At 73.0% G+C, this 26,431-nt stretch carries 20 protein-coding genes and 1 other RNA gene; 11 read left to right on the top strand and 10 right to left on the bottom strand.

Annotated elements, in window-relative coordinates; all coding sequences use genetic code 11:
* Positions 1-11 precede the first annotated feature (11 nt).
* From AB0J71_RS16395 to AB0J71_RS16375, 5 genes are all read left to right on the top strand, one after another.
* A complete protein-coding gene (locus AB0J71_RS16395) occupies positions 12-812 on the top strand; it encodes a Nif3-like dinuclear metal center hexameric protein (RefSeq protein WP_352321491.1) in 801 nt (266 codons plus the stop codon).
* 2 nt (positions 813-814) lie between these two features.
* On the top strand, positions 815-1,555 hold the full coding sequence (locus AB0J71_RS16390; protein WP_352321489.1) for a C4-type zinc ribbon domain-containing protein: 741 nt from the start codon (positions 815-817) through the stop codon (positions 1,553-1,555).
* Entirely contained in the window at positions 1,552-2,799 is a 1,248-nt protein-coding gene (locus tag AB0J71_RS16385) for a bifunctional RNase H/acid phosphatase (protein WP_364414737.1), read from the top strand. The genes AB0J71_RS16390 and AB0J71_RS16385 overlap by 4 nt, the downstream gene beginning before the upstream one ends.
* A 306-nt stretch (positions 2,800-3,105) precedes the next feature.
* Positions 3,106-3,496, top strand: an RNA gene (gene rnpB / locus AB0J71_RS16380) — RNase P RNA component class A.
* A gap of 69 nt (positions 3,497-3,565) precedes the next feature.
* On the top strand, positions 3,566-3,802 hold the full coding sequence (locus AB0J71_RS16375) for a hypothetical protein (protein ID WP_364414735.1): 237 nt from the start codon (positions 3,566-3,568) through the stop codon (positions 3,800-3,802).
* Positions 3,803-4,261: 459 nt separating this feature from the next.
* Here AB0J71_RS16375 and AB0J71_RS16370 read toward each other — a convergent pair whose 3' ends face one another.
* From AB0J71_RS16370 to AB0J71_RS16355, 4 genes are all read right to left on the bottom strand, one after another.
* Positions 4,262-5,278, bottom strand: coding sequence for an NAD-dependent epimerase/dehydratase family protein (locus AB0J71_RS16370; protein WP_352324258.1), 1,017 nt, complete (start codon positions 5,276-5,278; stop codon positions 4,262-4,264).
* Between the two features lie 33 nt (positions 5,279-5,311).
* Positions 5,312-7,507 carry a SulP family inorganic anion transporter gene (locus tag AB0J71_RS16365; protein ID WP_364414733.1) on the bottom strand — a complete coding sequence of 732 codons (2,196 nt, stop codon included), beginning with the start codon at positions 7,505-7,507 and terminating at the stop codon, positions 5,312-5,314.
* Between the two features lie 80 nt (positions 7,508-7,587).
* Positions 7,588-9,039, bottom strand: a complete 1,452-nt coding sequence (locus tag AB0J71_RS16360) for a hypothetical protein (RefSeq protein WP_364414731.1) — start codon at positions 9,037-9,039, stop codon at positions 7,588-7,590.
* 199 nt (positions 9,040-9,238) lie between these two features.
* Positions 9,239-9,751 (bottom strand): YbhB/YbcL family Raf kinase inhibitor-like protein, encoded by a 513-nt coding sequence (locus AB0J71_RS16355; RefSeq protein ID WP_352324255.1) that lies wholly within the window; start codon positions 9,749-9,751, stop codon positions 9,239-9,241.
* 1,094 nt (positions 9,752-10,845) lie between these two features.
* Between AB0J71_RS16355 and AB0J71_RS16350 the strand changes: the two genes are divergently transcribed.
* Positions 10,846-11,367 carry a PH domain-containing protein gene (locus AB0J71_RS16350; RefSeq protein WP_352324254.1) on the top strand — a complete coding sequence of 174 codons (522 nt, stop codon included), beginning with the start codon at positions 10,846-10,848 and terminating at the stop codon, positions 11,365-11,367.
* A gap of 77 nt (positions 11,368-11,444) precedes the next feature.
* On the top strand, positions 11,445-12,896 hold the full coding sequence (locus tag AB0J71_RS16345) for a PH domain-containing protein (RefSeq protein ID WP_364414729.1): 1,452 nt from the start codon (positions 11,445-11,447) through the stop codon (positions 12,894-12,896).
* Between the two features lie 138 nt (positions 12,897-13,034).
* Here AB0J71_RS16345 and sepH read toward each other — a convergent pair whose 3' ends face one another.
* Complete coding sequence (sepH, locus tag AB0J71_RS16340; protein ID WP_364414727.1) at positions 13,035-15,809, bottom strand: septation protein SepH; 2,775 nt, start codon at positions 15,807-15,809, stop codon at positions 13,035-13,037.
* Positions 15,810-15,970: 161 nt separating this feature from the next.
* A complete protein-coding gene (locus tag AB0J71_RS16335) occupies positions 15,971-16,933 on the bottom strand; it encodes a S8 family serine peptidase (RefSeq protein ID WP_352324251.1) in 963 nt (320 codons plus the stop codon).
* Positions 16,934-17,046: 113 nt separating this feature from the next.
* Here AB0J71_RS16335 and AB0J71_RS16330 point away from each other — a divergent pair, with 113 nt between their 5' ends.
* Complete coding sequence (locus AB0J71_RS16330) at positions 17,047-17,952, top strand: hypothetical protein (RefSeq protein ID WP_364414725.1); 906 nt, start codon at positions 17,047-17,049, stop codon at positions 17,950-17,952.
* On the opposite strand, the gene AB0J71_RS16325 is transcribed toward AB0J71_RS16330, so the two are convergent.
* Genes AB0J71_RS16325 through AB0J71_RS16315 form a run of 3 tightly spaced genes read right to left on the bottom strand, consistent with a single transcriptional unit; the run spans position 17,949 to position 21,251 of the window.
* Positions 17,949-19,226, bottom strand: coding sequence for a D-arabinono-1,4-lactone oxidase (locus tag AB0J71_RS16325; RefSeq protein ID WP_364414723.1), 1,278 nt, complete (start codon positions 19,224-19,226; stop codon positions 17,949-17,951). The two genes, AB0J71_RS16330 and AB0J71_RS16325, sit on opposite strands and share 4 nt — an antisense overlap.
* Before the next feature lie 44 nt (positions 19,227-19,270).
* A complete protein-coding gene (locus tag AB0J71_RS16320; RefSeq protein ID WP_352324248.1) occupies positions 19,271-19,993 on the bottom strand; it encodes a polysaccharide deacetylase family protein in 723 nt (240 codons plus the stop codon).
* A gap of 55 nt (positions 19,994-20,048) precedes the next feature.
* Positions 20,049-21,251: an MFS transporter gene (locus AB0J71_RS16315; RefSeq protein WP_364414721.1), complete on the bottom strand. Its 1,203-nt coding sequence runs from the start codon at positions 21,249-21,251 to the stop codon at positions 20,049-20,051.
* 92 nt (positions 21,252-21,343) lie between these two features.
* Here AB0J71_RS16315 and AB0J71_RS16310 point away from each other — a divergent pair, with 92 nt between their 5' ends.
* Positions 21,344-22,528, top strand: coding sequence for a lytic transglycosylase domain-containing protein (locus tag AB0J71_RS16310; RefSeq protein WP_364414719.1), 1,185 nt, complete (start codon positions 21,344-21,346; stop codon positions 22,526-22,528).
* Here the strand turns inward: AB0J71_RS16310 and AB0J71_RS16305 are convergent.
* The gene (locus AB0J71_RS16305) at positions 22,519-23,478 is read right to left on the bottom strand and encodes a ferrochelatase (protein ID WP_352324245.1); all 960 of its coding nucleotides are present in this window, start codon (positions 23,476-23,478) and stop codon (positions 22,519-22,521) included. The two genes, AB0J71_RS16310 and AB0J71_RS16305, sit on opposite strands and share 10 nt — an antisense overlap.
* A gap of 139 nt (positions 23,479-23,617) precedes the next feature.
* On the opposite strand from AB0J71_RS16305, the gene AB0J71_RS16300 reads away from it, so the two are divergent.
* Complete coding sequence (locus AB0J71_RS16300; RefSeq protein ID WP_364414717.1) at positions 23,618-25,594, top strand: prolyl oligopeptidase family serine peptidase; 1,977 nt, start codon at positions 23,618-23,620, stop codon at positions 25,592-25,594.
* Positions 25,594-26,382, top strand: a complete 789-nt coding sequence (locus AB0J71_RS16295; protein ID WP_364414715.1) for an inositol monophosphatase family protein — start codon at positions 25,594-25,596, stop codon at positions 26,380-26,382. The genes AB0J71_RS16300 and AB0J71_RS16295 overlap by 1 nt, the downstream gene beginning before the upstream one ends.
* Positions 26,383-26,431: the final 49 nt, after the last annotated feature.

The following is a 26,431-nucleotide window of genomic DNA, read 5'->3' as shown; positions in this document are numbered from 1 at the left end:
AGGTGGCTGCTGTGACGCTGACTGAGGTGATCGAGGTGCTCGAGGCGGCCTACCCGCCCGCCCGGGCCGAGTCGTGGGACGCGGTGGGGCTGGTCTGCGGCGACCCCGCCCGGCGGGTGCACAAGGTGCTGTTCGCCGTCGATCCGGTGGCGGTCGTGGGCGAGGAGGCCCTCGACTGGGGCGCCGACCTGATCGTCACCCACCACCCGCTCTACCTGCGCGGCACCACCAGCGTGGCCGCCACCACGCCCAAGGGCCGCCTGATCCACCGCCTGATCAAGCACGAGGTCGCCCTCTACACCGCCCACACCAACGCCGACACCGCCAATCCCGGCGTCTCCGACGCCCTGGCCAGGGCCGTGGGCCTGACCGGCGACCTCGTGCCGCTCCAGCCCTTCCCCGACGACCCCTGGCGCGGCCTGGGCCGCATCGGCGAGCTGCCCGAGCCCGCGACGCTGGGCGAGTTCGCCGCGCGGGCCGCCAAGGGGCTGCCGCGCACCGCCGGCGGCCTGCGGGTGGCGGGCGACCTGGCCCGTCCGGTCTCGCGCGTCGCGGTCAGCGGCGGCGCGGGCGACTCCCTGCTCGGCGCGGCCAGGGCGGCCGGCGTCGACGTGTTCCTCACGGCAGACCTACGGCACCATCCGGCCGGCGAGTTCGTCGAGGCCGGGGGCCCCGCCCTGATCGACGCCGCCCACTGGGCCACCGAGTGGCCCTGGCTCGACAGCGCGGCGTCCATCCTGCGCTCCAGTGGCGTTACCGTTGAAACGCGCGTCTCCGCCACGGTCACCGATGCTTGGACAAGAGGATATTGATCATGAAAGCAGCCCCTGAGGCCCAGAAGCGACTGCTCGACCTGGCAGAGCTCGACTCCGTGATCGACCGGCTGGCGCACCGCCGGCGCACCCTGCCCGAGCTGGCCGAGATCGACGAGCAGTCCAAGCGCCTGGCCCGGCTCGTCACCCAGGTCATCGAGGCCGAGACCGAGGCCGGCGACCTCGCGCGCGAGCAGGCCAAGGCGGAGAACGACGTCGACGCCGTGCGCACCCGCGCCGACCGCGACCAGAAGCGCCTCGACTCCGGCGCCGTGACCTCGCCCCGCGACCTGGCGAGCCTGCAGTCCGAGATCGCCTCGCTGCAGAAGCGCCAGGGCGACCTGGAGGAGGTCGTGCTGGAGATCATGGAGCGCAGGGAGGCGGCCGACGGCAAGGTCACCGACCTGGTCGCCCAGCGCGACGAACTGGCCGCCACCCGCGCCGCCGCCGAAGACCGCCGTGACGCCGCGCTGGCCGAGATCGACAAGGAGGCGGGCGAGGTCCGGGCCCGCCGCGCCGCCGTCGCCGGCGAGATCCCCGCCGACCTGCTGAAGCTCTACGACAAGCTCAAGGAGCAGTACGTCGTGGGCGCCGCCATGCTGCACGGCGGCCGTTGCCAGGGTTGCAAGGTGGCCCTGTCCATCGCCGAGATGAACTCCATCAAGGCCGCCCCCCACGACGAGGTGCTGCGCTGCGAGGAGTGCCGGCGGATCCTGGTCCGCACCCCGGAGTCCGGCCTGTGACGTCCTACGTCATCGAGGCCGACGGCGGCTCGCGCGGCAACCCGGGCCCGGCCGGCTACGGCGCGGTCGTCCGGGACGCCGCCGACGGCCAGGTGCTGGCCGAGGCCGCCGAGGCGATCGGCGTCACGACCAACAACGTGGCCGAGTACCGGGGGCTGATCGCCGGGCTGACCGCCGTGCTGGGGGTGGGCGGCGAGGGCGCCGAGGTGGCCGTGCGGATGGACTCCAAGCTGGTCATCGAGCAGATGGCGGGCCGCTGGAAGATCAAGAACGAGGGGCTGCGTCCGCTCGCCCTCGAGGCCGGGGCGCTGGCCAGGCGGCTGCGGGTGGTCGAGTGGACCTGGATCCCGCGCGAGCACAACAAACACGCCGACCGGCTGGCCAACGAGGCCATGGACGCCGCCGCCAAGGGCCTGACCTGGAAGGCGGGCGGCACCCACGACACCGGCGCGCCGGGGGCCGCGGCCGTCCCGGCTGCCGCCGTGCCCGCGGCCCGCACGCCGGCGCCGGTCGTCGAGCAGACCGACCTCCTCGACGCGGGCGCCATCGCCGAGATGTCGGCCCCCACGGCGTCCGTGGCGGCCGCCCAGCAGCGTTCCAAGGGCACCGGCTGGGCCCCGCCCACCCGTGTGGCCACCTCGTTGCTGCTGCTCAGGCACGGCGAGACGCCGCTGTCGGTCGAACGCAGGTTCTCCGGCCTCGGCGACGCCGAGCTCACCGCCAACGGGCTGGCCCAGGCGGCGGCCGCCGCCGACCGGTTGTCGCGCGAGCCGTACCGGCCGGACGTCATCGTCTCCTCGCCGCTCAAGCGGGCCAGGCAGACGGCCGAGGCCGTGGCCCGGCGCACCGGGCTCGACGTCGAGATCGACGAAGACCTCAGGGAGGCCGACTTCGGCGCCTGGGAGGGGCACACGTTCACCGAGGTGCAGCGGGAGTGGCCCGCCGAGCTGGCCGCCTGGCTGGCCGGCCCCGACGCCGCGCCGCCCGGGGGCGAGAGCTTCGCCACGGCGGCCCGTCGCGTCCAGGCGGTGGGGGAGCGGCTGGTGGAGCGCTACGAGGGCAAGACCGTCCTCGTCGTCTCCCACGTGACCCCGATCAAGATGTTGCTGCGCGAGGCCCTCACGGCGCCTCTGAGCGCGCTCTACCGGATGCACCTCGACCTGGCCTGCCTGTCGCTGATCGAGTACTACGCCGACGGCCCCGCCGTGGTGAAGTCCTTCAACGACACCTCCCACCTACGCTGAGCACCGCCGATGCCACGACCCATCCGCTTTAGTACGACGGTGGCGAAGGCGTGCTTCGGCTGGCTCGCGTGGGTTGCGCGTGGTGGTGGTGAAGCTGTGCTTCAAGCGGCCCGCGTGGGTGATGGCGGTGAAGCTGTGCTTCGGCCGACGCGGATGCGTTGAGCGCGGCCGCGCCGGGAGCCGCCAGAACATCCCGGCGCGGCCGCTGCTGCCTCCGCCCCCCTCAGGCGGTGACATGCCCATCCCACCCAATCGATCTTGCGACTCGGTTGGGAACGGCTTGAGGTTTGATAACCTCGCTTGAGACGAGTCGGCCGGGCGGCCGCGTCGGGTCTTCGGGCCCGCCGAGGAAGGTCCGGGCTCCACAGGGCAGGGTGGTCGGTAACGCCGACCCGGGGTGACCCGCGGGACAGTGCCACAGAAAGCAGACCGCCTCCCACCTCGGTGGAAGGTGAGGGTGAAAGGGTGGTGTAAGAGACCACCAGCGCCCACGGTGACGTGGGCGGCTAGGTAAACCCCACCCGGAGCAAGGTCAAGAAGGGACGCTCTCCGGAGCGTTCCGCGCGCGACGTTCGAGGGCTGCCCGCCCGAGCCGCGCGGGTAGACCGCTTGAGGCCGCCGGCAACGGCGGCCCTAGATGGATGGTCGCCCCTTCGTTCGCGAAGGACAGAACCCGGCCTACAGGCCGGCTCGTCTCTCACCTCCCAGTTCCTGGGCCTCGCGGCCGTGCACGATCAGGGCGTACAGCACCAGTACGTCCACCGCGATGACCGCGAGCGACCACCACGGGTTGACCGCGATCCAGGTCAGCTGCGTCATCGCGTTGATCATGACGAGAACCACCGCCACGACGCGGGCCCAGGTCTGCCCCACGCTCACCGCGATACCGGTCAGGAGCAGGACGATCCCGAACAACAGGTGGATCCAGCCCCAAGTGCCGACGTTGAAGAACAGCAGGCGGGATGGTGTGCGGACGAACAGCCCGCTGTTGATCACCGCGTAGAGACCGGTGATGATGTTGAACACCCCGGCCATGATCATGAGCATGCCGGCGAACCATACCCAGCCCACCCAGCCCGTGACGGGCCTGCTCTGGTACGTCATGTCGAACCCTCCCCCGTGAGTTCACGTACACCGGCAGTCACCTGCCCGTCGAACTGAGCTGTATGCGTCTTCCCAGCTCACGAGGTTTCGACGACGCGCCAGGAGGCCGACGGCGAGCGCCGGAAGCCCAGCCGCCTCCGACGCCGCCTGACGGCCTCCGCCGGGGCCCTGGCGGCGCTTCCGCCGAAACTCGGCGGCGCTTCCGCCAAGTCCCGGCGGCGCTCCTACCGGGCCCGGCGGCGCTTCCACCGGGCCCGGCGGCGCTTCCACCGGGCCCGGCGGCGCTTCCACCGGGCCCGGCGGCGCTTCCACCGGGCACGGCGATGCTTTCACCGGGGCCCTGGCGGCGCTTGCGGGCTCAGGAGGAGCGGGCGTCCCAGGCGGCGAGGATGGCGGCCTCCTTCTCCGGGGCCATCCCGTGGACCATCCTTCGCCCGTAGGAACGCTGCTCCTCCGGGATCTCCCTCAACCACGCCCACGTGTCACGCACGGTCTCCGCGACCGGACGCGCCCGCAGCCCCGCCGCCTCGGCCTTGCCCGTCGGCACGCTCCAGAAGTTGTCGTTCTCCTCAGACGGCGGCCCGCCCCACAGCGGCAGCTCCACGAACGCCCCGGCCCCCTGCTCGACCAGGAACTCCGCGTCCATCCACACGAACTCCGCGTCGGACCCGGTGACCTGCTTGCACAGCTCCAGCCACTCGCCGTAGGTGGTGTTGCCCGCCGGGCCGGTCACCGCGAACCGGCCGGCGACGCCCCGCTCGGCCTGGTCGAGGGTGAAGATGGCGACGTCGCGGGCGTCGATGAGCTGCATCGGCGCGGCGGGATCGCCCGGCGCCAGCACCCGGCCACCCCGCGAGATGCGGGTCAGCCACCAGGGCAGCCGGGCCACGTTCTCGTAGGGGCCGAGGATCAGCCCAGGCTGGATGATCAGCGCGTTGCCGTCGAAACCCTGCTCGACCGCCCGCTCGCACCCGGCCTTCAGCACGCCGTAGTCGCCGTCGTCGGGACCGGCGTCGGGCTCGCACGGCCATCCGCCGGTGTCCTCGGTCGCGGCCTTGGCGGGGAACCCGTCGAGGGCCGAGACGCTGGAGATGAACGCGTACGTCGCCGCCCGGCCCGACAGCGCCCGCACCGACTCGCCCACCACCCGCGGCACATACCCGGACGTGTCCACCACAAAGTCCCACGACCGGCCGTCGGCCAGCCGCTCCAGATCGGCGACGGACTCCCGGTCGCCGCGCACGGCCTCGACGCCCGGCACATCGCCGCCGCTCTGCCCTCTGTTGAACGTCGTGACCTCATGGCCACGCGCCAACGCCTCCTCCGCGATGGCGCGCCCCAGGAACCCTGTGCCGCCGATGAGCAAAATCTTCATGAACCCATCTTCCGCGCCCGGCGGGGCGCGGGCTCACAACTTCACGGAGAGCGAAGACCGCAGCGGCGGCACCAGGTGCACCCGCGCCGACCCGATGTCGAAGTACAGGCCCACCAGCTCCAGCTTGCCCGCCCTGACCTGCTCGTCCACCTTCCGGTAGGTGCGCAGGTTCTCCAGCTGCTGCTGGACGTTCACCCGGCACAACACGTCGAGGGCCCCCTTGTGCAGCCGGTCGCCCTCGGTCTCGATGAACCTGGCCAGGCTGTGGTTCCCGTGCCGCAACCACCGCCGCAGCCCCGGCAGGCTGCCGGCCTGCACCCCGGCGCTGAGCACCCCGGCCATGGCCCCGCACCCCGAGTGCCCGCACACGGTGATCGTGCGCACGCCCAGCACCTGCGTGGCGTACTCGATCGCGGCCACCACCGAGTCGTCGTGCGGCTCGGAGCCGCGGCGCGGCACCAGGTTGCCGATGTTGCGCACGGTGAACAGGTCGCCGGGACCGCTCGCGGTGATCAGGCTGGGCACGATCCTGGAGTCGGCGCACGTGATGAACAGGTGGGTCGGCTGCTGCTTGCGCGCCAGCTCGGTGAAGATGGGCCGGACCAGCGGCGCCGTGGTGCGGTGGAAGTCGCGCGCCCCTTCGGTGCAGGTCACCGGGGTGGAGCCGCCGTCGTCGGGGATGGCCCGGCGCTGCGGGCGCGTCCGCCGCTGCGCCCACGGCACCCACCGCCGGTCCGGCGACCTGCCGGGATACGCGCGGGCCCCGCCGGCCGCCAGCGTGTACCACTCGTCGTGCGGCTCGTCGAGGTCGACCGTGCCGCCCGCCTGCTCGTGGTCCAGCCGCCAGGAGTGGATGGCCTCGAAGGCCGCGTTGTCCATGAAGTCGATGGTGAGGTCGAGGTCGACCGGCGTGCCGGCGGGGATCGACCGCAGCTCGTGCGTGAGCCTGGGCACGCCGAGGAACGTCAGCGAGCCGCTGATCGTCACGTGCAGCCGGCCGTCCGGCTCCTCGCGCCTGCGCACGCTCACCCAGGTCAGCCGGCGCAGCGCCAGCAGCGCGGCCAGCGCCGCCCCGGCCAGCACCCCCTCGGCCAGGCCCAGCACGATCCCGGTCGCCGCCGTCACCACGTAGACCGGCACCTCGCCGTGCCCGCGGCCCTTCCTGACGCGCGCCAGCCCCACCATCCGCACGCCGGTGAACACCAGCAGCGCCGCCAGCGCCTCCAGCGGGATCAACCGCACCGACCAGCCCAGACCCACCGCGAAGGCCAGCACCCACACCCCGTGCAGGATCGCCGCCGACCGGGTGCGCCCGCCCGCCCGCACGTTCGCCTCCGTACGGACGACGCCGCCGGCGATCGGCAGGCCGCCCAGCGCCCCCGACACCATGTTGGCCACGCCCTGGCCGGTCAGCTCCTGGTCGAGGTCGGCGCGGCGGCCGGGGTGCGTCCCGTCGGCGGCGGACGCGCACAACAACGACTCGACGCTGCCCAGCAGCGCCACGAGCAGCACCGCGCCCACGATCGTGTGCCAGTCGGCGGACGGCAGCACGGGGAAGCCCCACCCGGAGAAGCTGCCCGCCAGGTCGACGTGGGTGACGTCCCAGCCGGCCAGCCAGGCGACGCCCGCCGTGGCCGGCAGCGCGACCAGCGGCGCGGGCACCACCCTGACCCGGGCCGGCAGCCGCGTCCACGACGCCAGCACCGCGATCGTGAACAGGCCCAGCGCGACCTTGTGCCCGTGGAGGCCGGCGATCTGGCCGGGCAGTGCGGCGAGGTTGGCCAGGGCCGACAGCTGCGGCTGCCCGCCGAGGACCACGTGGAGCTGGGAGAGCGCGAGGATCACGCCGACCGCGGCCAGCAGGCCGCGCACCACCGCGGGGGAGACGGCCGGGACGATCCGGGCCACCTTCACCACGCCGAGCACCAGCTGGACGACCCCCGCCAGCAGCGTGATCATGCACGTGGCCCGCCAGCCGTGGATCCGCACCAGCTCCACGACCACCACGGACACCCCTGCCGCTGGCCCGCTCACCTGGACGGCCGACCCGCCCAGCGAGCCGGCCACGACCCCGCCCACGACGGCGGCGATGAGCCCGGCGGCCGGCGGGGCGCCCGAGGCCGCCGCGATGCCCAGGGAGAAGGGGACTGCGACGAGGAAGACCACGAGCGAAGCGGGTAGATCATGCCGTAGCGTACGCAACCAGCTACTGAGGGTATCGCCGATCATGTCGGAAACCCTAGTGGTGCGCCACCCCCGCTTTAGGGGGTCGTCGCGGGGGTTTTACTCATTCGGTAAGGGGCCGGGGATCACCGGTAGTAGTCGTTGTAGTCCTGCTCGGGGGCGCGGCGACGGCCGCTGCCCTTGTCGGCCTGGCCGGGAGCGGCCGCGCCCTGCGACTGCCCGCCGTACGTCGGCCAGTTGGCCGTGCCGGACGGCGGCTCGGGCCAGGCGGGGCCGGGCCCGGCGGCGGTGAAGTCGCCGGTCTCGTACGCGATGGAGGACGGCGCGGGCGGCACCGGCGGAGCCGACAGGACGTCGTCGTAGGCCGAGACCGCGCGGGCGGGGACGGTGGGCGTGCCGGTGGCCGGAGAGGGGCCCGTGATGGGTGAGCCGGAGTCGTCGGCCACGGCCCAGCCGGCGCGCACCTCGTACGAGGCCGGGAACGCGGCGGCCGGCGAGGCGGCGGCGGGCTGCTCCACGAAGGCGGGCCAGGAGCTCGCCGGGCCGCCGTAGGAGGCGGGGGAGGGGTCGTCGAGGATGTCGGGCGAGGCGGCGGGCCAGGAGCCGGAGGTGGCTGCGGCGGGCGCGCCCGTCCAGGTGGTCTCAAGAGCGTCGGCCGCGGTGTGCGCACCGTTGTTGGCGGCGTTGTTGGCGGCGGTGTTGGCGGCGGTGCCGGCCGCGTTGTTGTAGGCGGGGAACGGGTCGCTGGTCGGTGCGCCGTGGATCGGCGCGACGGGCGCGACCGGGAAGGACCCGCTGGAGGTGACGCCTGCGTAGGACCCGCCGCCGGCGACCGGGTGGGCGGGGAACGAGCCGCCGCCCGCTGCCGGGACGGCCGGGTGGGCGCCGCTCGCGGGCAGGGGCTCGGGGCGGGAGGCCGGCACGACCGGCTGGGCGCCGCCGCCGAGGAGGCTGAGCACGTCGGGCGTGGGCGCCGCGAACGTCACCGTGCGCTGGTCGGCCATGTCGGAGGCGGAGGGGGTGGGCCGCTTGGCGGGCTCCACCAGGTCGGCGAGGTTGGCCGCGGCGGCGGCGGGCTGGCGCTGGGGCAGCGGGGCCTGGACGGTCGCGGCGTTGGGGTCGGCCGCGGCGGCCACGGGCTTGGGCTTCGCGGGACGTTCACGGTGCTCGGCGGGCTGCTCACGCTCGACGGGACGGGCGGCGCCCTTCCTGGCCGCCACGGTGCCGCCGGCGCCGAAACCGCCCTCCTCGGCGTCGCTGCGGATGTTCGCCCAGAACTCCTCGTCCTCGTGGTCGGTGGTCGGGTTGCCCCACTCGTCGACGCCACGCCTGCCACGCTGGCCGGTGCGGACGGGCTTGGGCTTCACCTCGTCGATCGGGGAGAAGTCAGGGCTGAAATTGGCCATGCGCGGTTCGTGCGCGGCGAACTCGTCGGTGGACCGGGCGTGCGTCATCTCCTCCTTCTCGGCCATCTCCTTCAGCCGTTCCGGAGGGAGAGAGCTCTCCCGGCGGTTCATGGAACGCATGCCCAGTGCCACGACGACGAGCACGAGGAGCACGACAGCGACCAAGCTCACGACGACCGCGATCATTGCACCACCCTCAAAGCCATGGCCTCCCTGTGGCATCGGTGAGATCGCGCGGCCATCGACGCGATCTGCCCCCTTTGATCACCAATGCCTAACAATTGGATCTGATTCTGTCGGACCACTATGAGAGTTGTCACACCCTACGTAGAGAATTGGTCCATCCCGTCTACCTGCGGTGATCGATCTGTCACTGGATGTTCACCGCCGTCAGCCGGCCCCGGGCGATCGTGTGGTCGGCGATCTCCTTCAAGATCTCGGGGAGGCCGCCCTCTTTCGCCTCGACCTTGTCGTTCAGCGTGTAGACGGTGAACCGGTAACTGCCCGGAGTGTTGCAGGGCGGTTCGTAGCCCGCCTTCCCACTGGTCACCGTGGCCTGACCGGAGCCCTCGGGGGGACTCTCGGCGGCACCCGGCCCCAGCTCGGTCGTGGTCGCCGGGATGTTGTAGAGCACCCAGTGCACGGCCGATTCGGAAGGAGTATGGGAATCGACCACGATCGCGATCGACTTCGCCTTCGGCAAGGGTTCGCTGGACCAGCGCAGCGGCGGGCTGCCCTGGCGGCCTCGGCAGGAGAACTCGCTCGGCAGCGGCATGCCGTCGCGCAACTCCGGGCTCGAGACGTTGATCTCCGCGATCTCCTTCGCCTGTGATCTTCCGATGCCCAGGGCGGCGCAACCGGACAGGGTGAGCGCGAAAGCCACCACTGTCACACTGACAGCGGCCCGCCTCACACGTGATGCCGTGTTACACAGCCCCATGCCGGATGATGCTACGCGGCTCTCGGCGGTGCGCAGACCGTTTCCCGATGGTCGGTCGTCGGTAAAGGAGCCGAAACCGGCCAGAATGCGGGGATCTCGGGGGTGAAGTTGGCCACAGGGACGCCGTCGGCGAAGGGCCGCGGGTGACGATGCGATGACCTTCCTGGCCTGCCCGTTCGGTGGGGCGCGCGACGCGGTCGCGGCGCGCGGGGTCAAAGGACAAAACGGGCATGGTTTCGGACGGCGCCCAGCACGCAAAATTCAGATGCGCCGAACGAGGCAGATGTGCTCCGTGCGGAGGATGCGGCCGCCCAGGTCTCTGCGCCTTGTACGGGGGTGCGACTGCCCGGGTCTCTGTGGGTTGTACGGGGTGTGGCGGCCCGGGTCTCTGTGGGGTTGCGCGGGGTGCGACTGCCCGGGTCTCTGTGGGTTGCGCGGGGGTGTGGCGGCCCGGGTCTCTGCGTCTTGCGGGAGGGCGGCGGCCGCCGCGGCGGTGTGGCTTGCGGGCGGACGGCGGCTGCCACGCTTCGTGAGGGCGTTTCGCGCGTGGTGCGGTAACGCGCCGCCGGGCCTGGATGGCACGAACGTGGCGCCGCCGACGTGGCCCAGCTCGACAGCCTGCGGCCGGCCGCCACCGAGCATGCACCCGCCGCGCCCGGCCGGCCGTCCGACACGCCGCGCCGCCCGCCCGATCTTTACCTGCCGCCGCAGGGCGTGCGGGATTCTACGCAATGCCGTCATGGCAGCCAGCGGCGCTCGTCGGCCGGGCCGGACTCCCTTTGTCGGCCGGGTCGGACCCCCCTTGCGGGCCGGACTCCCCTTGAACGCTGCCCCATAACCCAGCGAGCAGCCCAAGCGGCTGTGCCCCGGTGTACGCGAGCCCCCGAGCCCCCGGCCCCTTCCTCCCCGAACCTCCCGGCTGGGTCCCGCTCACCGGTCCCGCCGACCGGCCCCGCCCAGCCATGCCCGGGGATGGAAGAGATCTTGGGTGGCGGGGTCAGATCGTCTTTCGGGGCGTGCGCCCTAAGCTGGTTCTTGTGACGTCAAAAGGCCCACTGCGTGACCCCGCGCACCGCGTCTCGCCCAAGGCCCGCAGCCTGTGGTTGCTGCAGGCGGCGATCGGGTTCGTGCTCTTCGTGGGCGGTTCGGCCGTGGTGGCCGGGTGGGTGGGCGGCAGCGGCTGGCCGTGGGTTCCGTCCTGGTTCGCCGCGCGTTCGTGGTTGTTGCCGCTGGTGGTCGGGGTCGTGCTGACGCCGTTCCTGGCGGCGGAGCCGTTCATCCGGTACGCCGTCCACCGCTGGGAGTTGTCGGGCGACGTCGTCTACGCCAGGTCGGGGTTCCTGACCAGGGAGTGGGTGTTCGTGCCGGTGAGCCGCATCCAGACGGTCGACAAGGGCCAGGGATGGATGGAACGGCTGCTCGGCCTGGCCACGCTGGAGATCCGCACCGCCTCGCACGCGGGCTCGTCCACGATCAAGGGCCTCGACTTCGAGGTGGCGGCCGGGCTCGCCGAACGGCTCGCCCACCGCGCCGAAGAGCTCAGGGACGACGCCACGTGACGCAGCCGCCGCCACCGCCACCCTCTCCGTCTCCTCCGCCACCCCCGCCCTCCGCGCCCAGGCGGCTGAGCCCCAAGGTGCTGCTCATCGACCCGGTACGCATGCTGCCCTCGCTGCTGCTGCCCCTGGTCGGCGTGCTGTTCGTGGGCGGCTTCTCGGCCAGGTCCTATGCGTGGGCGGCGTTCGGCGTCGTCGGCACCGTCGTGTTCGCGGTCATCCGCTGGGCCACCTTCACGTACGAGATCGTCGGCGACCGCCTGGAGACCAAACGGTCGCTCATCAGCCGCTCCATCCGCACCATCCCGCTGGAACGGGTGCGCGGCGTCGACGTCTCCACGCCGCCCATGCACCGGATTCTCGGGCTCGCCGTGCTCAAGGTCGACACGGGCGCGAGCGGCGACGACGAGGAGGCCGCGCTCGACGGCGTCACGCTCGGCGAGGCCGAACGCCTCAAGGCGGTGCTGCTGCGCCGTGCCGTCCAGGTCAGGGAGGCCGAGCACCTCCCCGGGCCGGGTCCCGCCCCCGTGGACCGGCCGATCATCGCCGTCCCGCGCCGGTGGCTCCTGTACGGGCCGTTGTCCGGGGCGTACCTGCTCACGCCGTTCGCGCTCGCCGGCGGCGCGGTGGGGCTGGCCTTCCAATGGGGCGACGACCTGGGCTTCGGCCAGGACGCCGCCTGGAGCGCGGGGGAGTGGCTGTGGGAGCACCCCTACCTGCTGCTCGTCGTGGCGCTGCTGCTGGTCGTCGCCATGCCGTTCGTGGGCGGCGTGATGTACGCGGTCTTCAACTGGGACTTCAGGCTCACCCGCCGCGACGGCTACCTCGTGGCCGAACGCGGGCTGATCAACCGGCGCAGCGTGTCGCTGGAGTCCCGGCGGGTGCGCGGTTACGAGATCGTCGACGGTCTGGCCGAACGCCTGGCCGGCGTCGTACGCGTCTGGGCGATCGTGACCGGGCTCGGTGACTCCGAGACGCGCGGGCAGCTCCTGCCCGACGTGCCGCGCCAGGTCGCCGTCGGCGTCACCGCCGACGCGGTGGGCCCCTTCCGGTCCACGCTGCGCGCCCATCCGCCCGTCGCCCGCAACCGCCGGCTGTTCCGGGCGGTCTTCCCGTGGCTCCTCCTGGCCACGCTGAGCGCCGCCGGGGCGTGGGCCACAGGAATGATGCTCTGGTGGATCCTGGCCGTCCTGGCGTTGCTCCTGGCGGGCGCTGGGGTGTTCCTGGGCCTCGACCGGTACGCCTCCCTGGGGCACGGCTACGACGGCGCCCGGCTGGTGGTCCGTTCGGGCTCGTTGCGCCGCGCCGAGGCGGTGATCGAACGCCGGGCCGTGGTGGGCTGGCGGCTGCGCCAGACCTGGTTCCAGCGACGGGCCGGGGTGCTGACGCTGATCGCGGGGGTCGGGGCGGGCAAGGGCGGCTACGACGCGCTGGACGTCTCGGAGGCTCAGGGGGCGGCGTTCCCCGCCGAGGTGACGCCGGAGTGGGTGGCTCCGTTCATGCAGCCGCACACCGTCCCGCCACAGAACTGAACGCGCCCGCCGAACACCGCGGTACTTCCTCCTTGAACGACCGAGGCCGCCTTGAACGACCGAGGCCGCCTTGAACGAGCGAGGCCGCGCCCTCCTGTCGGGGTGGGCGCGGCCTGTGGTCGCTTGATCGGGTACGGGTCAGTCCTGGCGGCGGGCGCCAAACATGATCTCGTCCCACGTCGGCACGGAGGCTCGGCGGCCCCGCGAACCCTTGCGCGCCTGACGCGCGGCCGGGGCGGGCGGCGGAGAGGGCACCGGGACGTCGTCCTTGCCGGGGCCCTTGGCGTCGTCCTTGCCGGGACGCGCGGCCGGGACCGGCGGGGTGCCCTTGGGCGCGCCTGGGCCCGGCTTGGGCCTGGGCGCGGGCGCCTTCTTCTCGGCCACCTCGACCTTCTCGGCCACCTCCTCGGAAGGCTCCGGCACGGCCACGTCCTCGGCAGCCACGTCCTCGGCAGCCACGTCCTCAGCAGCCACGTCCTGGGTGGCCACGTCCTGGGCGGCGGGCGCCGATGCCGTCGCCGGGCGCTCCTGCTCGGCGTCCGGGGACTTCTCCGTGGCCGCCTCCGGAGCGGCCGCGGGCTCTTGGCCGGGCTCGTCGGCCGGGACGTCCTGCGAGGTGGCGGCTGAGGGCTCGTCGGCCGGGGCGTCCTTGGTGGCAGACGTCTCATCGGGGACCGGTGCATCCGTCGTGGCCGTCTCGGTCGGGGCGGGCTCGGCCTGGGTTGTGGCGTCGGTCTCGGCGGTCGTGGGGGGTTCGGAGTCGTCCTCGGCTGCTGCCGGGGTCGCCGGTGCGCTTTCGGTGGTCGCCTGTGGTGTGGTGGCCTGGTCCTGCGCTGCGGTCGCCGCGTCCTCCGGCTCGGCGGATTCGGGCGTCTTGGGCGCGGGCTCCGCGGCGGTCGGCGCGTTCGGCGTCACGTCCGGGGCCGTCGCCTCGGTGGTGGCCACCGTGACGGTTTCGGTGGGTGCGGAGGAGGAAGCCTCCGCAGCGGCGTCCGGGACGTCCGTCGCACCGGCCGTCGAGGGCGCGGTGGAGTCGTTTGCCTCGGGCATGGCGGCCTGGGCGCTGCCGGTGTCGGAGGTGGTGGCGGCGTCTTCGGGCGCGGGAGAACCGGTGGTGTCGGCCTCGGGCGTCGTGGAGAGCTGAGCGTCCACGGCCGAGGCCGTCGGCTCGGCCGTGGTGGTGGCCGCGGTCTCCTGCTGCACGTCGGCCGGGGCGGAGGGCTCCGGCTGGACGGGCGTCGCGACCGCGGGTGTCGAGTTGGCGGGCTGCGCCGGGGCCGGGACGGAAGCGTCAGGCTGGCCCGTGCGCTCGTCGGCGGACGTCGGCGAGGACGGCTGCTCCGACGGCCGCGTCACCGGCCCTTCAGGAGCGGCCGCCGAGGGCAGGACCTCAGGAACCGCGGACGCAGCGGCGACCTCGGGAGCGGCCACCGCCGCCTGCTGACCGACGGCCTCCGGAGCGGCGTGCGACTGAGCGCGGACCTCTGGAGCAGTGGACGACTGAGCGCCGGCCTCCGGAGCGGCGGCCGGCTGAGTGCCCGCCTCTGGAGCGGCGGGCGACTGGACGTCGGCCTCTGGAGCAGTGGGCGACTGGGTGCCGGCCTCCGGAGCGGCGGGCGGCTGCGTACCCGGCGACGGGCTGACCGACGGTTGCCCATCCGGCGACGGGCTGGCCGGCGGCTGTGTGCCAGGTGCCGAGTCGGCAGGCGGCTGCGTGCGGAGGTCCGAGGCAGCGGGTGGCTGGGAGGAGGTCGTCGGTCCGGCGGGTGAGGGGTGGGACGTGAGCGGGCGGGAGGGCGGGGTGGCGGGCGCGTAGATGGAGTCGTCGCGCTCGCCCGAGCGGCCGGAGCCGAAGTCGGGCAGCCACGGTGACGTGCCGCCGCGGCGGGAGGAGGCGTCCGTGGAGCGGCCGAAGCCGGTCTCGCGGCCCGCGGTCTCCCCGCGCTGGCCCTCAGCGCGATCCCCGCGATCCCCGCGCTGCCCCTCGGCGCGCGACGGTTCCGGGTGGAAGCCCTCACCCCGGAAGGGGGCGCGGGCGGTCTCGGGCAGGGACGACGAACTGTCCGACGCGCTCTCCTGCCCCGGGGACGGCCGATCGAACGACACGTCACGGCCGGGCACGTCACGGCCGGGCAGGTCGGGGCCGCGGCCGTAGCCGCCGGTGTCGGCGGGCCTGGGCGGCGGGGTGTAGCCGACGGCCGGCTCCTCCGGCTCGCGGCGCACGACCGAAGGGAACGGCAGCGGGTCGGAGGCGAGCGGCGGCACCGGCTGCAGCTTGGCCACCCGCGGCGCGAACGGCGTGACCGTGGTGTCCTCCACCACGGCGGGCTCGGGATCGAAGTCGGCCGACGACAGGCGCATGGCCTCGTCGTCGTGCGGGGAGACGTGGCGCTTGCGCGGGTCGAAGAGCCATTCGGCGTGGCGCGTGTGACCGTTCCAGACGTAGCCGAGCTTGACCCGCCACAGGCCGTCGTCGCGCTTGGCCGAGTCCCAGTCGATCTCGTCGGTGGGCACGCCGCGCCTGGTCAGCCGCTCGGCGACCAGCTCGCCGAGGGTGGGACCGGGCGCGGTCTCCCCGGGCATGCGGACGGCGACGCGTTGCGCCTGCTGGGCGACGTACTCCCGCTCCTGCAGCACCGGGCCCTCGAACCAGCGGACTCGTTCGACCGGGATCCCGGCGGTCGCGGCGATCTCTTCCGCTGTCTCTCCGGCGCGGATGCGTGCCTGGATCTCCTTGGGGCGCAACGGGCTCTCCACTTCGATCTCGTACTGGCCGAGACGGGAGAAGTTGCCGCGGACGGCAGCACGGAGCCGGTCGTCCACGGGAAGGGTGAAGCGCGTACCTCGCCCGGCAGTAGCCAGCACGAGATAGGTGCCGTCCTCACTCACCGCGACGAGTCGGAGCTCCTGCATGCGAGTCCCTTCGTCAGCGTCGCCATTCTTCCCCCGGACCCTTGAGTCTCTCGCGTGTGCCGGTTGCCTGCCAGCACCGTACCCGGCATGTCCGAACATCGCCTTCCTGGGAAGCCCCGGGGGCGATGTGACGCCGGTCACATTTGTGGATTCCATTTCCTCTAATGCCCGCCGCTGTGCATGAGGAGGTTAGGGCTCCTCGACGGATTCTGGCGAATCGCGGCGCGTGCTGTTGTGCACTTCAGCGAACTCGCGACAAGGGAGGGACCGGCGTCGGGACGGCGTTCGAGCAGACGCGCCGCGGCGGCGGCGAGGTACGGGGCGCCCGCCGAGAACGCCTGCCCGCCGGAGGAAACCTGGCACCAGCCCGAGTCGGCCGCGCCCACGACGAACACCCCCGAGCGCACCAGCGACCGTACGGCGGCGCCGAGCGCGGGCGAGTCGGCCCCGTCGGCGGCGAGCGTGACGACGGACGGTCCGCGCGCGTGCCGCCGGATCCAGTCGAGCCCGGCCAGCACGTCGGCCAGCGAGCCCGACCCCGCGCAGCCGAGCACCCGCACCGAGGCGATCCTGGCCTCCGGCGCCCGCGAGGCGACGACCCTGGCCACCCGCGTGCCGTGCCCGCCGCAGTCGCGCCCGGTGCCGCCGGTGGCGTCGAAGGCACGCCAGGCCCGGTCGCCGAACTCGGCCCGGGTGACGTCGACGCCGGTGTCCACGACGAACACGGTCGTGCCCGTGCCCGTGCCCGTGCCCGAGTCGGCGTCCGTGTCGGAGGCGGGGGCGGACGCGTCGCCGGGCATGGCGTGGATCTCGCGGTCGGGCTCGACGGCCAGGACCCGGGGATCGGATCTGAGCTCGGCCAGCTCGCCGGCGGTGAGGAAGGTGGCGAAACCGGGCAGGGCCTCGGTGTAGTAACGCCGTACCCGCCATCTCACCTCCGCGACGAGATCCCGGGCGTCCGCGCGGCTGCGCGCGGTGACGATGTAGGGCCGGGTGGGCTCGGAGGCCGAGGGGCGCAGGGCGAGTCCGGAGGCGGGCGTCATGGCGAGCGGGACAGCGGTCGTCGCGGCCGTCGCCACGGCCGCGGCGAGGTAGACGGAGGGTAGGCCGAATCGTCGGGGCACGAGTTACGAGGATGCCTGTCACGCAGGTCACAGGAACAACGGGACACGCGCTCGCGTCTATTCACGAGGAAGCTCTTTACCGTACGCATGACCAGAGGGGACTGATCCGGGGGATGACCGGCGAGCAGCGGAAGTTCGAGCTGAGCGTGCCACAGATCCTCGGGAGCGCCCTCGCCGCCGTCACCGCCGCGGTGGCCGCCTCCTACCTCGGGGTGGCGGGCACCGTGATCGGCGCCGCCGTGGTCAGCGTCGCAAGCACGGTGGCCAGCGCCGTCTATACGCACTATCTCAAGCGCACCGGCGACCGGGTCAAGCAGCACACGCTGTCCGCGTGGCGCGAGGAGCAGGAGGAGGGGCAGGGCCTGCTCGCCGCCGCCGCCAACGCCACCCCGACCGCGGGTGAGGTGACCGCCGCGAACGCCACCCGGTCCGCGGGTGAGGTGACCGCCGCGCACGCCACCCGGGCGCACGCCGTCCAGGGGGGTGGCGACCAGGCGGGCGGCGACCAGGGGCGTGACACGCTGGTCATGCCGGTCGCCGTCCCCGCCGGGCGCAGGGGGCTGCCGTGGCTGAAGATGGCGGTGGCGGCCGCGCTGGTGTTCGCGGTCAGCATGGGCGGCATCCTCGCCTTCCAGGCCCTCGACCACCGGACGCTGCACGAGCGCGTCACCGGCGGGCAGACGCCGGTGAAGGAGCGGCAGCGCGCCCCCGTCCAGGATCAGGGGCGCGACCGCCAGGACCACGACGACCGGCCGGCCGGCGTGACGCAGTCGCCGACCCCGACCCCCACCCCGACGCCCACGGACACGCCGCGCACCCCGCCGCCGTCGGAGACCGGCGAGCCGAGGCCGACCAGCACGCCGACGCCCACGCCCACGGACACGGTCGAGCCCGTCCCCGAGACGCCCGGGCCCGGCGAGGAGGAGCAGGAGCGTCCCGACCCGGGCGAGCAGCAGTCCAGCGCGCCCCCGGCCACCACGCAGCCGGACGAGCCGCCCGCGCAGCAGCAGGGCCGCTAGCCGAGCACCACGTCGAGATAGTCGTTGGTGAACACCCGGCGCGGGTCCAGCCGGTCGCGCAGCGCGACGAAGTCGTCGAAGCGGGGGTAGACCTTGCGCAGGTACGCGGCGTCGCGGGTGTGCATCTTGCCCCAGTGCGGCCGGCCGTCCAGCCGGTTCATGATCTCCTCGACGCCCTCGAAGTAGGCGGGGTTGGGCGTGGGCCGGTAGATGTGGCAGGCGACGTAGGCCGAGTCGCGGCCGTACGCGGTGGACAGCCAGGCGTCGCTGGGCGGCGTGACGCGGACCTCCACCGGGAAGGTGATCTTCCAGTCCATCCTGTCGATCAGGTCGCGGGTCTCGCGCAGCGCCTGGGCCAGGAACTGGCGCGGCACGGCGTACTCCATCTCCAGGAACCGCACGTCGCGGCGGGCCGTGAACACCTTGTACGAGGTGTCCACCGCCTCCGAGTCGCCGAGCGCCGCCGCGCTGATCGCGTTGATCCGCGGGATCAGCGCCGGACGCCGCCCGCCGACCGCGCAGGCGGCGCCGAAGACGGTGTTCTCCAGGAACACGTTGTCCAGCCAGTGCTTGAACGGGCTCGGCGGCCTGGCCGGGCCTGCGTCCCTGTTGTTGGTCTTGACCAGGCAGGCGTCGGTGTGCGGCAGCCAGAAGAAGTCGAGGTGCTCGTTGGCCGAGGTCAGCGAGTCGAGCGAGGCGAGGATGTCGGTGAGCGTCATCCTGCGCCGCCGGTTGCGCAGCAGGAACGCGGGCTCCACCCGGAACGTCACGGCCGTCAGCACGCCCAGCGCCCCGAGGCCGACCCGGGCCGCGTCGAACAGGTCCTCGCCGGGCACGGCCGTGACGACCGAGCCGTCGGCGAGCACCAGCTCCAGCTCGGCGACCTGGTCGGCCAGGCCGCCGCTGTCGCGGCCGGTGCCGTGGGTGCCGGTCTGAATCGCGCCGGCGACGGTCTGCTCGGTGATGTCGCCCATGTTGGCCAGGGCCAGCCCGCGCTGGTCGAGCAGCTCGTTCAGCACCTTGAGCGGCGTGCCGGCCAGCACCGTGACGCGGTCCTCGCCGGCGGACCTGATGCCGCTCAGCCCCTCGGGGCGCAGCATGATCCCGTCGGTGAGGGCCACCCCGGTGAAGGAGTGGCCCGTGCCGACCATGCGCAGGCGGCGCCCGGCGGCCGAGGCGTCCCGCACGGCTTGGACGACGTCCGCCACGCTCGCGGGGGTGCGCACCTCGGCAGGGGCGCCCGTCTGATTCCCGGCCCAGTTAGTGAAGACCATGAGGCGCCCCTCCGAGCGTCGTTCCGATTAAACGTGAACGATACTCACTTCTCCCAGCCTTCGGGAACCGGGAAAACCTGACCGGGCTGCAGGTTCTGCTGCTTGATCACGTCGGAGACCGTGACCAGCTGGTATCCCTTGGCCTGCAACGACTTGACGATCGCGGGCATGGCGTCCACGGTCTGCTTGACCCAGTCGTGCATGAGGATGATGCCGTCGCGCTCGGCCACCTCGAGGGTCTTCTTCTTGATGGCCTCGACGTTCTTGCTGTCCCAGTCGTGCGAGCCGGCCGTCCAGAGGATCATCGGCATGCCGAACTCGGTCGCGACGTCCGACACCTGGACGTCGGCCAGCCCGTACGGCGGGCGCAGCAGCTTGGGCTCGACGCCCGCCGCCTTCTTGACCGCGTCCTGGGTCTTCTTGATCTCGGTCCTGATGGCCCCGGCGTCGATCTTGGTGAAGTCGGGGTGCCTGTAGCTGTGGTTGCCCACCTCGTGGCCCTCGGCGACCATGCGCTTGACGAAGGCCGGGCGGCTGTTCACGTACTGGCCCTCCAGGAAGAACGTCGCCTTGGCGCCGTACTTCTTGAGGGTGTCGAGCAGGGTTCCCGCGTACTGGCCGGGCCCGTCGTCGAAGGTCAGCGCGATGCACTTGACCTGCTGGCAATCGACCTCGGCCTTCTTCGGCGTCTGGGCGAACGCGGGCGCGGGAGCCAGAGTGACGCAAACTGCCGCGATAGCTAGAAGTGAAGTGATTTGTCGGGACATAGCAAAGCTTCCGGTGTGATTGGTGTTGCGAGGGATAACTCCCGACCGTAGCGGATCAGGTCTGCAGGGGTGAAGGCGCGTCCGGAAGTCTCAGCAAACCCGAACCTCCGACGCCCACGACCGCCGCCAGGAGCGCCGCGCCCACCGCGAAGCCGAACGCGCTGGACGCGCCGAAGGCGTCGGTGAGCTGCCCGCCCGCCCACGCGCCGATCGCCACGCCGAACCCGATCGAGGTGGAGATCCAGGCCATGCCCTCGGTGAGCAGGGACGGCGGGACCAGCCGTTCGGTGAGCGAGAACCCGGTGATGAGCGTGGGGGAGATGGCCAGACCGGCCACGAACGCCACGGCGGCCATGACCCAGGGGTCGTTCACGAGCAGGATCGGCAGCAGGCCCACCACGAACACGCCCAGCGCGCGGATGAACCGGGCGCGCAGCGAGATCCGCCATTCCCGCGAGCCGAACCACAGCCCCGACACCATCGACCCGCCCGCGAACGCCGCCAGCAGGAATCCCGAGGCGCCCTTCACGCCGTGCTCCTCGGCGAAGGCGACCATGATCAGGTCCACCGAGCCGAACACCGCGCCGAGCCCGAGGTAGACGCATGCCAGCAGGGCGATGCCGGGGATCAGGATGGGCGTGCCGCCGCCCGTCCTGACCGGTTGCACGGGCGGCTGCGTACGCCGCTGCGCCGCCAGGGCCAGGCAGCCGCCGAGCATGCACACCAGCGCCACCACCAGCCCCGCGTACGGGTTGATCGCGGTGGCCAGCACCGTGACGAGCGCGGGCCCGGTGACGAAGACGACCTCGTCGGCCACGGACTCGAAGGCGAAGGCGGTGTGCAGTGTCCCGGTGCCGCCGTGGATCGTGGACCAGCGGGCCCGCACCATCGACCCGATGGACAGCGAGGACGCGCCGATCAGCAGGCCGGAGACGTACAGGGTCCACTCGGGCAGGCCGAGCGCGGCGCTGAGCATCAGCGCGGCCATCGCCAGCGCGTTGACCACGGAGAACGGGGCGATCACCCGGTTCTGCCCGAACCTGTCCACCAGCCGCCCCGACAGCGGCGCCGCGATCGCGAAGGCCACGTTGGTGGTGGCGCCGACCGCGCCGGCGGTGGCGAAGGACCCGGTGACGGTGGAGATCAGCAGCACGACGCCGATGCCGAGCATGGACATCGGCATCCGGCCGACGAACCCGGCCAGCACGAATCCTTTGACGCCGGGCCCTTTGAACAACCCCCGGTAAGGCCCGACCACGCTGTTTCCCCCTTACTTTGCGACCCCACGATGGCGCACCGTCTGTCCGGATGGCAAGTGATATCTCCGGTGAGTGGGTTAACGTGTGCCTGATGTCCGGTCTTCCCTCTCTCCGCGCGGTCCTGCTCATGGCCCTCGGCGTGCTCGTGGTCACCGCCGTGGCCGGGGGAGTCGTCGTGCTCATGGGCGATGACCTGGTCAGAACGGCCCAGGAGCCGGTGCGCAGGCCGATCACCCGCGCGGTTCCGGAGGCCGCTCCCCGCCTCGACCAGCTCGTACCCACGACGGCGCCGGTCAAGGATTTCGGCCAGGGCGGTCCGGGCGTCACCGTGACGCCGCCGCGCGTGCTGGCGATCGCGCCCGCCACGGTCTCCAGGCGGACCAGGCTCGCTCTGGGCGCGCTCAAGCACGTGCAGAAGGCCGCCGTCGTGGACGCCGGCGCGGTCAAGGTCGCCGGCACGTCGCTGAACCTGCTGGCCGTCGACCCGGCCGACTTCCGCTCCTGGACGCCTCAGCCCGTCGCCGACCAGCCCGCCGTCTGGAGCGCGCTGGCCAGGGGCGAGCTGGTCACCGAGGCCGGCACGGCCCGCAAGTACGGCATGATCCTCGGCGCGATGTACCAGGTGGACGGCGGTCCGAGGCTCCGGGTCGCGGCCTCGGCCACGCTCGGGCTCGCCGGCGTGGACGGCCTGGTCAGCGTGGAGGTGGGCAGGTCGCTCGGCTTCGCGAAGGGCGTCGCGGTGCTGCTGCACGGCAAGCCGGGCACGATCGGCGAGGCCGGGGTGCGGCGGCTGCTCGGCAAGGGCGCGCAGGTCGTCGTGCTCGACGCGGCCAGCCGTACCCAGCGGCAACAGCCGCAACAGCAACAGCAACAGCAGCAGCCGGTCACCGTGGGCCGCCCCACCAGCTACCTCGACCTCTACAAGGCCGCCGCCACCCGCTGCCCCGGCCTGTCCTGGACGGTGCTGGCGGCCATCGGCCAGGTCGAGAGCAGCCACGGCCGCAACAACGGCCCCTCCAGCGCGGGCGCCCTGGGGCCGATGCAGTTCATGCCCGCCACCTGGAAGCACTACGGCGTGGACGGCGACGGCGACGGCAAGGCCGACATCTGGAGTCCCTACGACGCGGTGCCCGGCGCCGCCAACTACCTGTGCGCCAACGGCGCGGGCAAGGGCGGCGCGAAGCTGCGCAAGTCGATCTGGTTCTACAACCACTCGTGGGACTACGTGGACAAGGTCATGAGCATCGCCGAGGCGTACGCCCGCACCTACGCCTGAGGCCGCCCGCCGGGCCGGACCGGACGCGGGCAGCAGGTGAGCGGGCAGGGGACGGGCTCCGGCTCGTCCATCAGCTCCCTGACCATGCGCACGAACGCCGGATGGGTGCCGGCCGTCGCCGCGCGCTCCATCGGCAGGCCCAGCTCGGCGGCCACCTGCCGGGCCTCGGTGTCGAGGTCGTAGACGACCTCCATGTGGTCGGAGACGAAGCCGATCGGCACCAGCACGACCGAGCCGGCGTCCGTCTTGCGCAGGAAGTCGCACACGTCGGGCTCCAGCCACGGCACCTGCGGGGGGCCGCTGCGTGACTGCCACACCAGGTGCCACGGCTCGTCGCGGCCCAGCGCCTGGTTGACCAGCTCGGCGCTGCGCCGGAGCTGGGACTCGTACAGGCCGCCCGCGGGGCCGGCGGTCTCGGCCATCGAGACCGGGATGCTGTGGGCGGTGAACACCAGCCGGGCGTCCTGGCGGCCCAGCCGCTCCAGCGCCTGGCGCGTGTGGTCGGCCATCGCCGCGACGAACCCCGGATGGTCGCCGAAGTGCCGCATCTTGATCAGCTCGGGGCCGCCCTCGACGGAGATCCTGGCGATGTCCTCGTAGTACTGGCGGCAGCTCGAATATCCGGCGAACGCCGAGGTGGCGAAGACGGCGGCCCGGCGCACGCCGTCGGCCGCCATCTGCCGCACGGTGTCCTCGCCGAAGGGGTGCCAGTTGCGGTTGCCCCAGTAGACCGGCACGCCCGCGACCGGGCCCAGCGCCTCGACCAGCTCGCGGTTCTGCTGGTTGATCGGGCTGACGCCGCCGAAGCCCTGGTAGTGCTCGGCCACCGCGAGCAGCCGCTCGCGCGGCACGCCGCGCCCCCGCACGACGTTCTCCAGGAACGGCAGCACGTCGTCGGGCCCCTCGGGGCCGCCGAACGACAGGACGAGCAGAGCGTCGTAATCAGCCACGTGTCAAGCCTAGTCAGGGGGCCGGGCGGTCCGGCCCGAGGGAGGGCGGGGGAGCACGGGGGAGCACGGGAGAGGCGCGGCGGGGGCGCGGTGCGCGGTGTCGCCCGCGGAGCGCCGGTGACCAGGTAGGTTCGATCGAGTGAGCGCATTCGATGACATTCGTGACTATGTGGCCATCCCCCGGGTCCTCTCCCTGAAGCTCTCGCCTGACGGCTCCCGTCTGATCTCGGCCGTGCAGGCCCTCAATCCCGACGGCAAGTCGTACGGCACCGCGCTCTGGGCGATCCCCCTCGACGGTGAGCCGTACCGTCTGACCCGGTCGGCCAAGGGCGAGACGGCGGCCGTCTTCACCGACGCCGGGGACGTGCTGTTCACCTCGGCGCGTCCCGACACCACCGTCAAGGACGCGACCGACGAGGTGCCCGCGCTGTGGCTGCTGCCGCGCGCCGGCGGCGAGGCCCGCCAGATCGCCACCCGCCCCGGCGGCATCGGCGCCGCGCGCACGGCGGGCGACGTGGTGGTGTTCGCCTCCGACGTGCTCGACGGCGACGAGTCGACCGAGGAGGAGCGGCGCAAGGCCCGCAAGGACGCCGGGACCAGCGCGATCCTGCACGAGGGCTACCCGGTCCGCTACTGGGACCACGACCTCGGCCCGGCCCGCACCCGGCTGTTCACCGGCCGGCTCGGCGCCGACCGCCTGGAGGACGTGCGCGAGCTGACGCCCGACGCGGGCGAGGCGCTGCGCGACGCCGCCTTCGAGCTCACCCCCGACGGCTCCACCGTGATCGTCACCTGGCGCAGGTTCCTGTCCGGCGGCGACAGCCGTACGGACCTGGTCGCCATCGACGTGGCCACCGGCCGGCGGCGCACCCTGCTCACCGACGAGGCGCACGACTTCGGCGGCCCGATCGCCGTCTCGCCCGACGGCACGCGGGTGGCCTGCGCGCGCGAGCGCATCACGAGCACGGACGTCTCCGTCCGCGTGGAGCTGTGGATCGCCGACCTGGCCACCGGCGAGGGCCGGGCCTACGCCTCCGACCTGTTCCCGACGGACCTCGCCTGGGCCCCCGACTCCGCGGCCCTCTACCTCGTCGCCGACCACCAGGGCCGCCGCCCGGTCTTCCGCGTCCCGCTGGACGGCGAGCACACCAGGCTCACCGGCGACGACGCCGCCTACCTCGGGGTCAACGCGAGCGCCGACGGCGCGTACGTCTACGCCCTGCGCAGCAACATCGCCCTCGCCCCCGCCCCGGCCAGGATCGACGCGGTCACCGGCGAGATCACCGACCTGCCCTCGCCGGCCCCGCGCCCCGAGGTGCCGGGCACGCTGACCGAGATCTCGGCCACCGCCGACGACGGCGCGACCGTGCGCGGCTGGCTCGTGCTGCCCGAGGGCGCCTCGGCCGACAACCCGGCGCCGTTCCTGCTGTGGATCCACGGCGGCCCGGTCGCGTCCTGGAACGACTGGCAGTGGCGCTGGCAGTCGTGGATCATGGCGCAGCGCGGGTACGCCGTCCTCATGCCCGACCCCTGCCTGTCCACCGGCTACGGCCAGGAGATGATCGACCGCGGCTGGGGCGCCTGGGGCCCGCGCACCCAGGCCGACCTCGACGCCATCGTGGACGTCGCCCTGGCCAGGGACGACATCGACGACGAGCGCGTGGCGGCGATGGGCGGCTCGTTCGGCGGCTACATGGCCAACTGGCTGGCCGGGCACACCGACCGCTACCAGGCCATCGTCACCCACGCCGCGCTGTGGAACCTCGACCAGTTCGCCGGCACCACCGACTCCTCCCTGTACTGGCAGCGCGAGTTCGGCGAGCCCGGCTCGGAGCGCTACGACCAGCTCTCCCCGCACCTGGGGCTCGGCAAGATCACCACCCCGATGCTCGTCATCCACGGCGACAAGGACTACCGGGTGCCGATCGGCGAGTCCCTGCGCCTGTGGTGGGACCTGCAGCGCACCGACGTCGAGTCGAAGTTCCTGTACTTCCCCGACGAGAACCACTGGATCCTCAAGCCGGGCAACATCGTCGCCTGGTACGAGACCGTGCTCGCCTTCCTCGCCCAGCACGTGCTCGGCGAGGAGTGGAAGCGCCCGGACTCGGTGGCCTGATGACCGACTTCCTGCGGCTGGCCGAGGACGTCGCCCGCGAGGCCGGGGACATGCTCCTGGCCAAGCGGCCCACGATGTCGGAGGACGTCGAGACCAAGTCCAGCCCCACCGACGTCGTCACCATCCTGGACAAGGCGTCGGAGGAGCTGATCCGCGAGCGCGTCCTGGTGGTCCGTCCGGACGACCGGTTCCTGGGCGAGGAGGGCGGCGAGGCGCCGGGCGCGTCCGACGTGCGGTGGATCGTCGATCCCGTCGACGGCACCGTCAACTTCCTGTACGGCCTGCCCGACTGGGCGGTGTCCATCGCCGTCGAGGTCGCCGGTCGGGTCGTGGCCGGGGTGGTCAACGTGCCGGCGCGCGGCGAGGTGTTCACCGCCGCGCTCGGCGAGGGCGCCTGGCTGGGCGGCGCGCGGCTGCGCTGCAACAGCGGGGTGCCGCTGGCCCGGGCGCTGGTCGCGACCGGGTTCGGCTACTCGGCGCCGCGCCGCGAGGTGCAGGGACAGGTCGTGGCGGCGGTGCTGCCGCGGGTGCGCGACATCCGGCGCGGCGGCTCGTGCGCCATCGACCTGTGCTCGGTGGCGGCGGGCCGGGTGGACGCGTACTACGAGCGCGGCACCAACGCGTGGGACCACGCCGCGGCCGGGCTGGTGGCGACCGAGGCGGGCGCCCGGCTCGGCGGCCTGCACGGCCGGCCGGTCGGCCCGGCGTTCGCGCTGTGCGCGGCGCCCGGCCTGTTCGAGGAGCTGCACGACCTGCTCGTGCCGCTGGACCCCGAACGCGACTCCTGACCGGGCCGCGGGCATGACAGGACGGCCGGGGCCCATCGGGCCCCGGCCG

This window comes from Nonomuraea sp. NPDC049637 (assembly GCF_040675235.1).
Taxonomy (GTDB): Bacteria; Actinomycetota; Actinomycetes; order Streptosporangiales; family Streptosporangiaceae; genus Nonomuraea.
The sequence above is the reverse complement of the archived record's forward strand: the minus strand, read 5'-3'. Positions and strand labels throughout refer to the sequence as shown.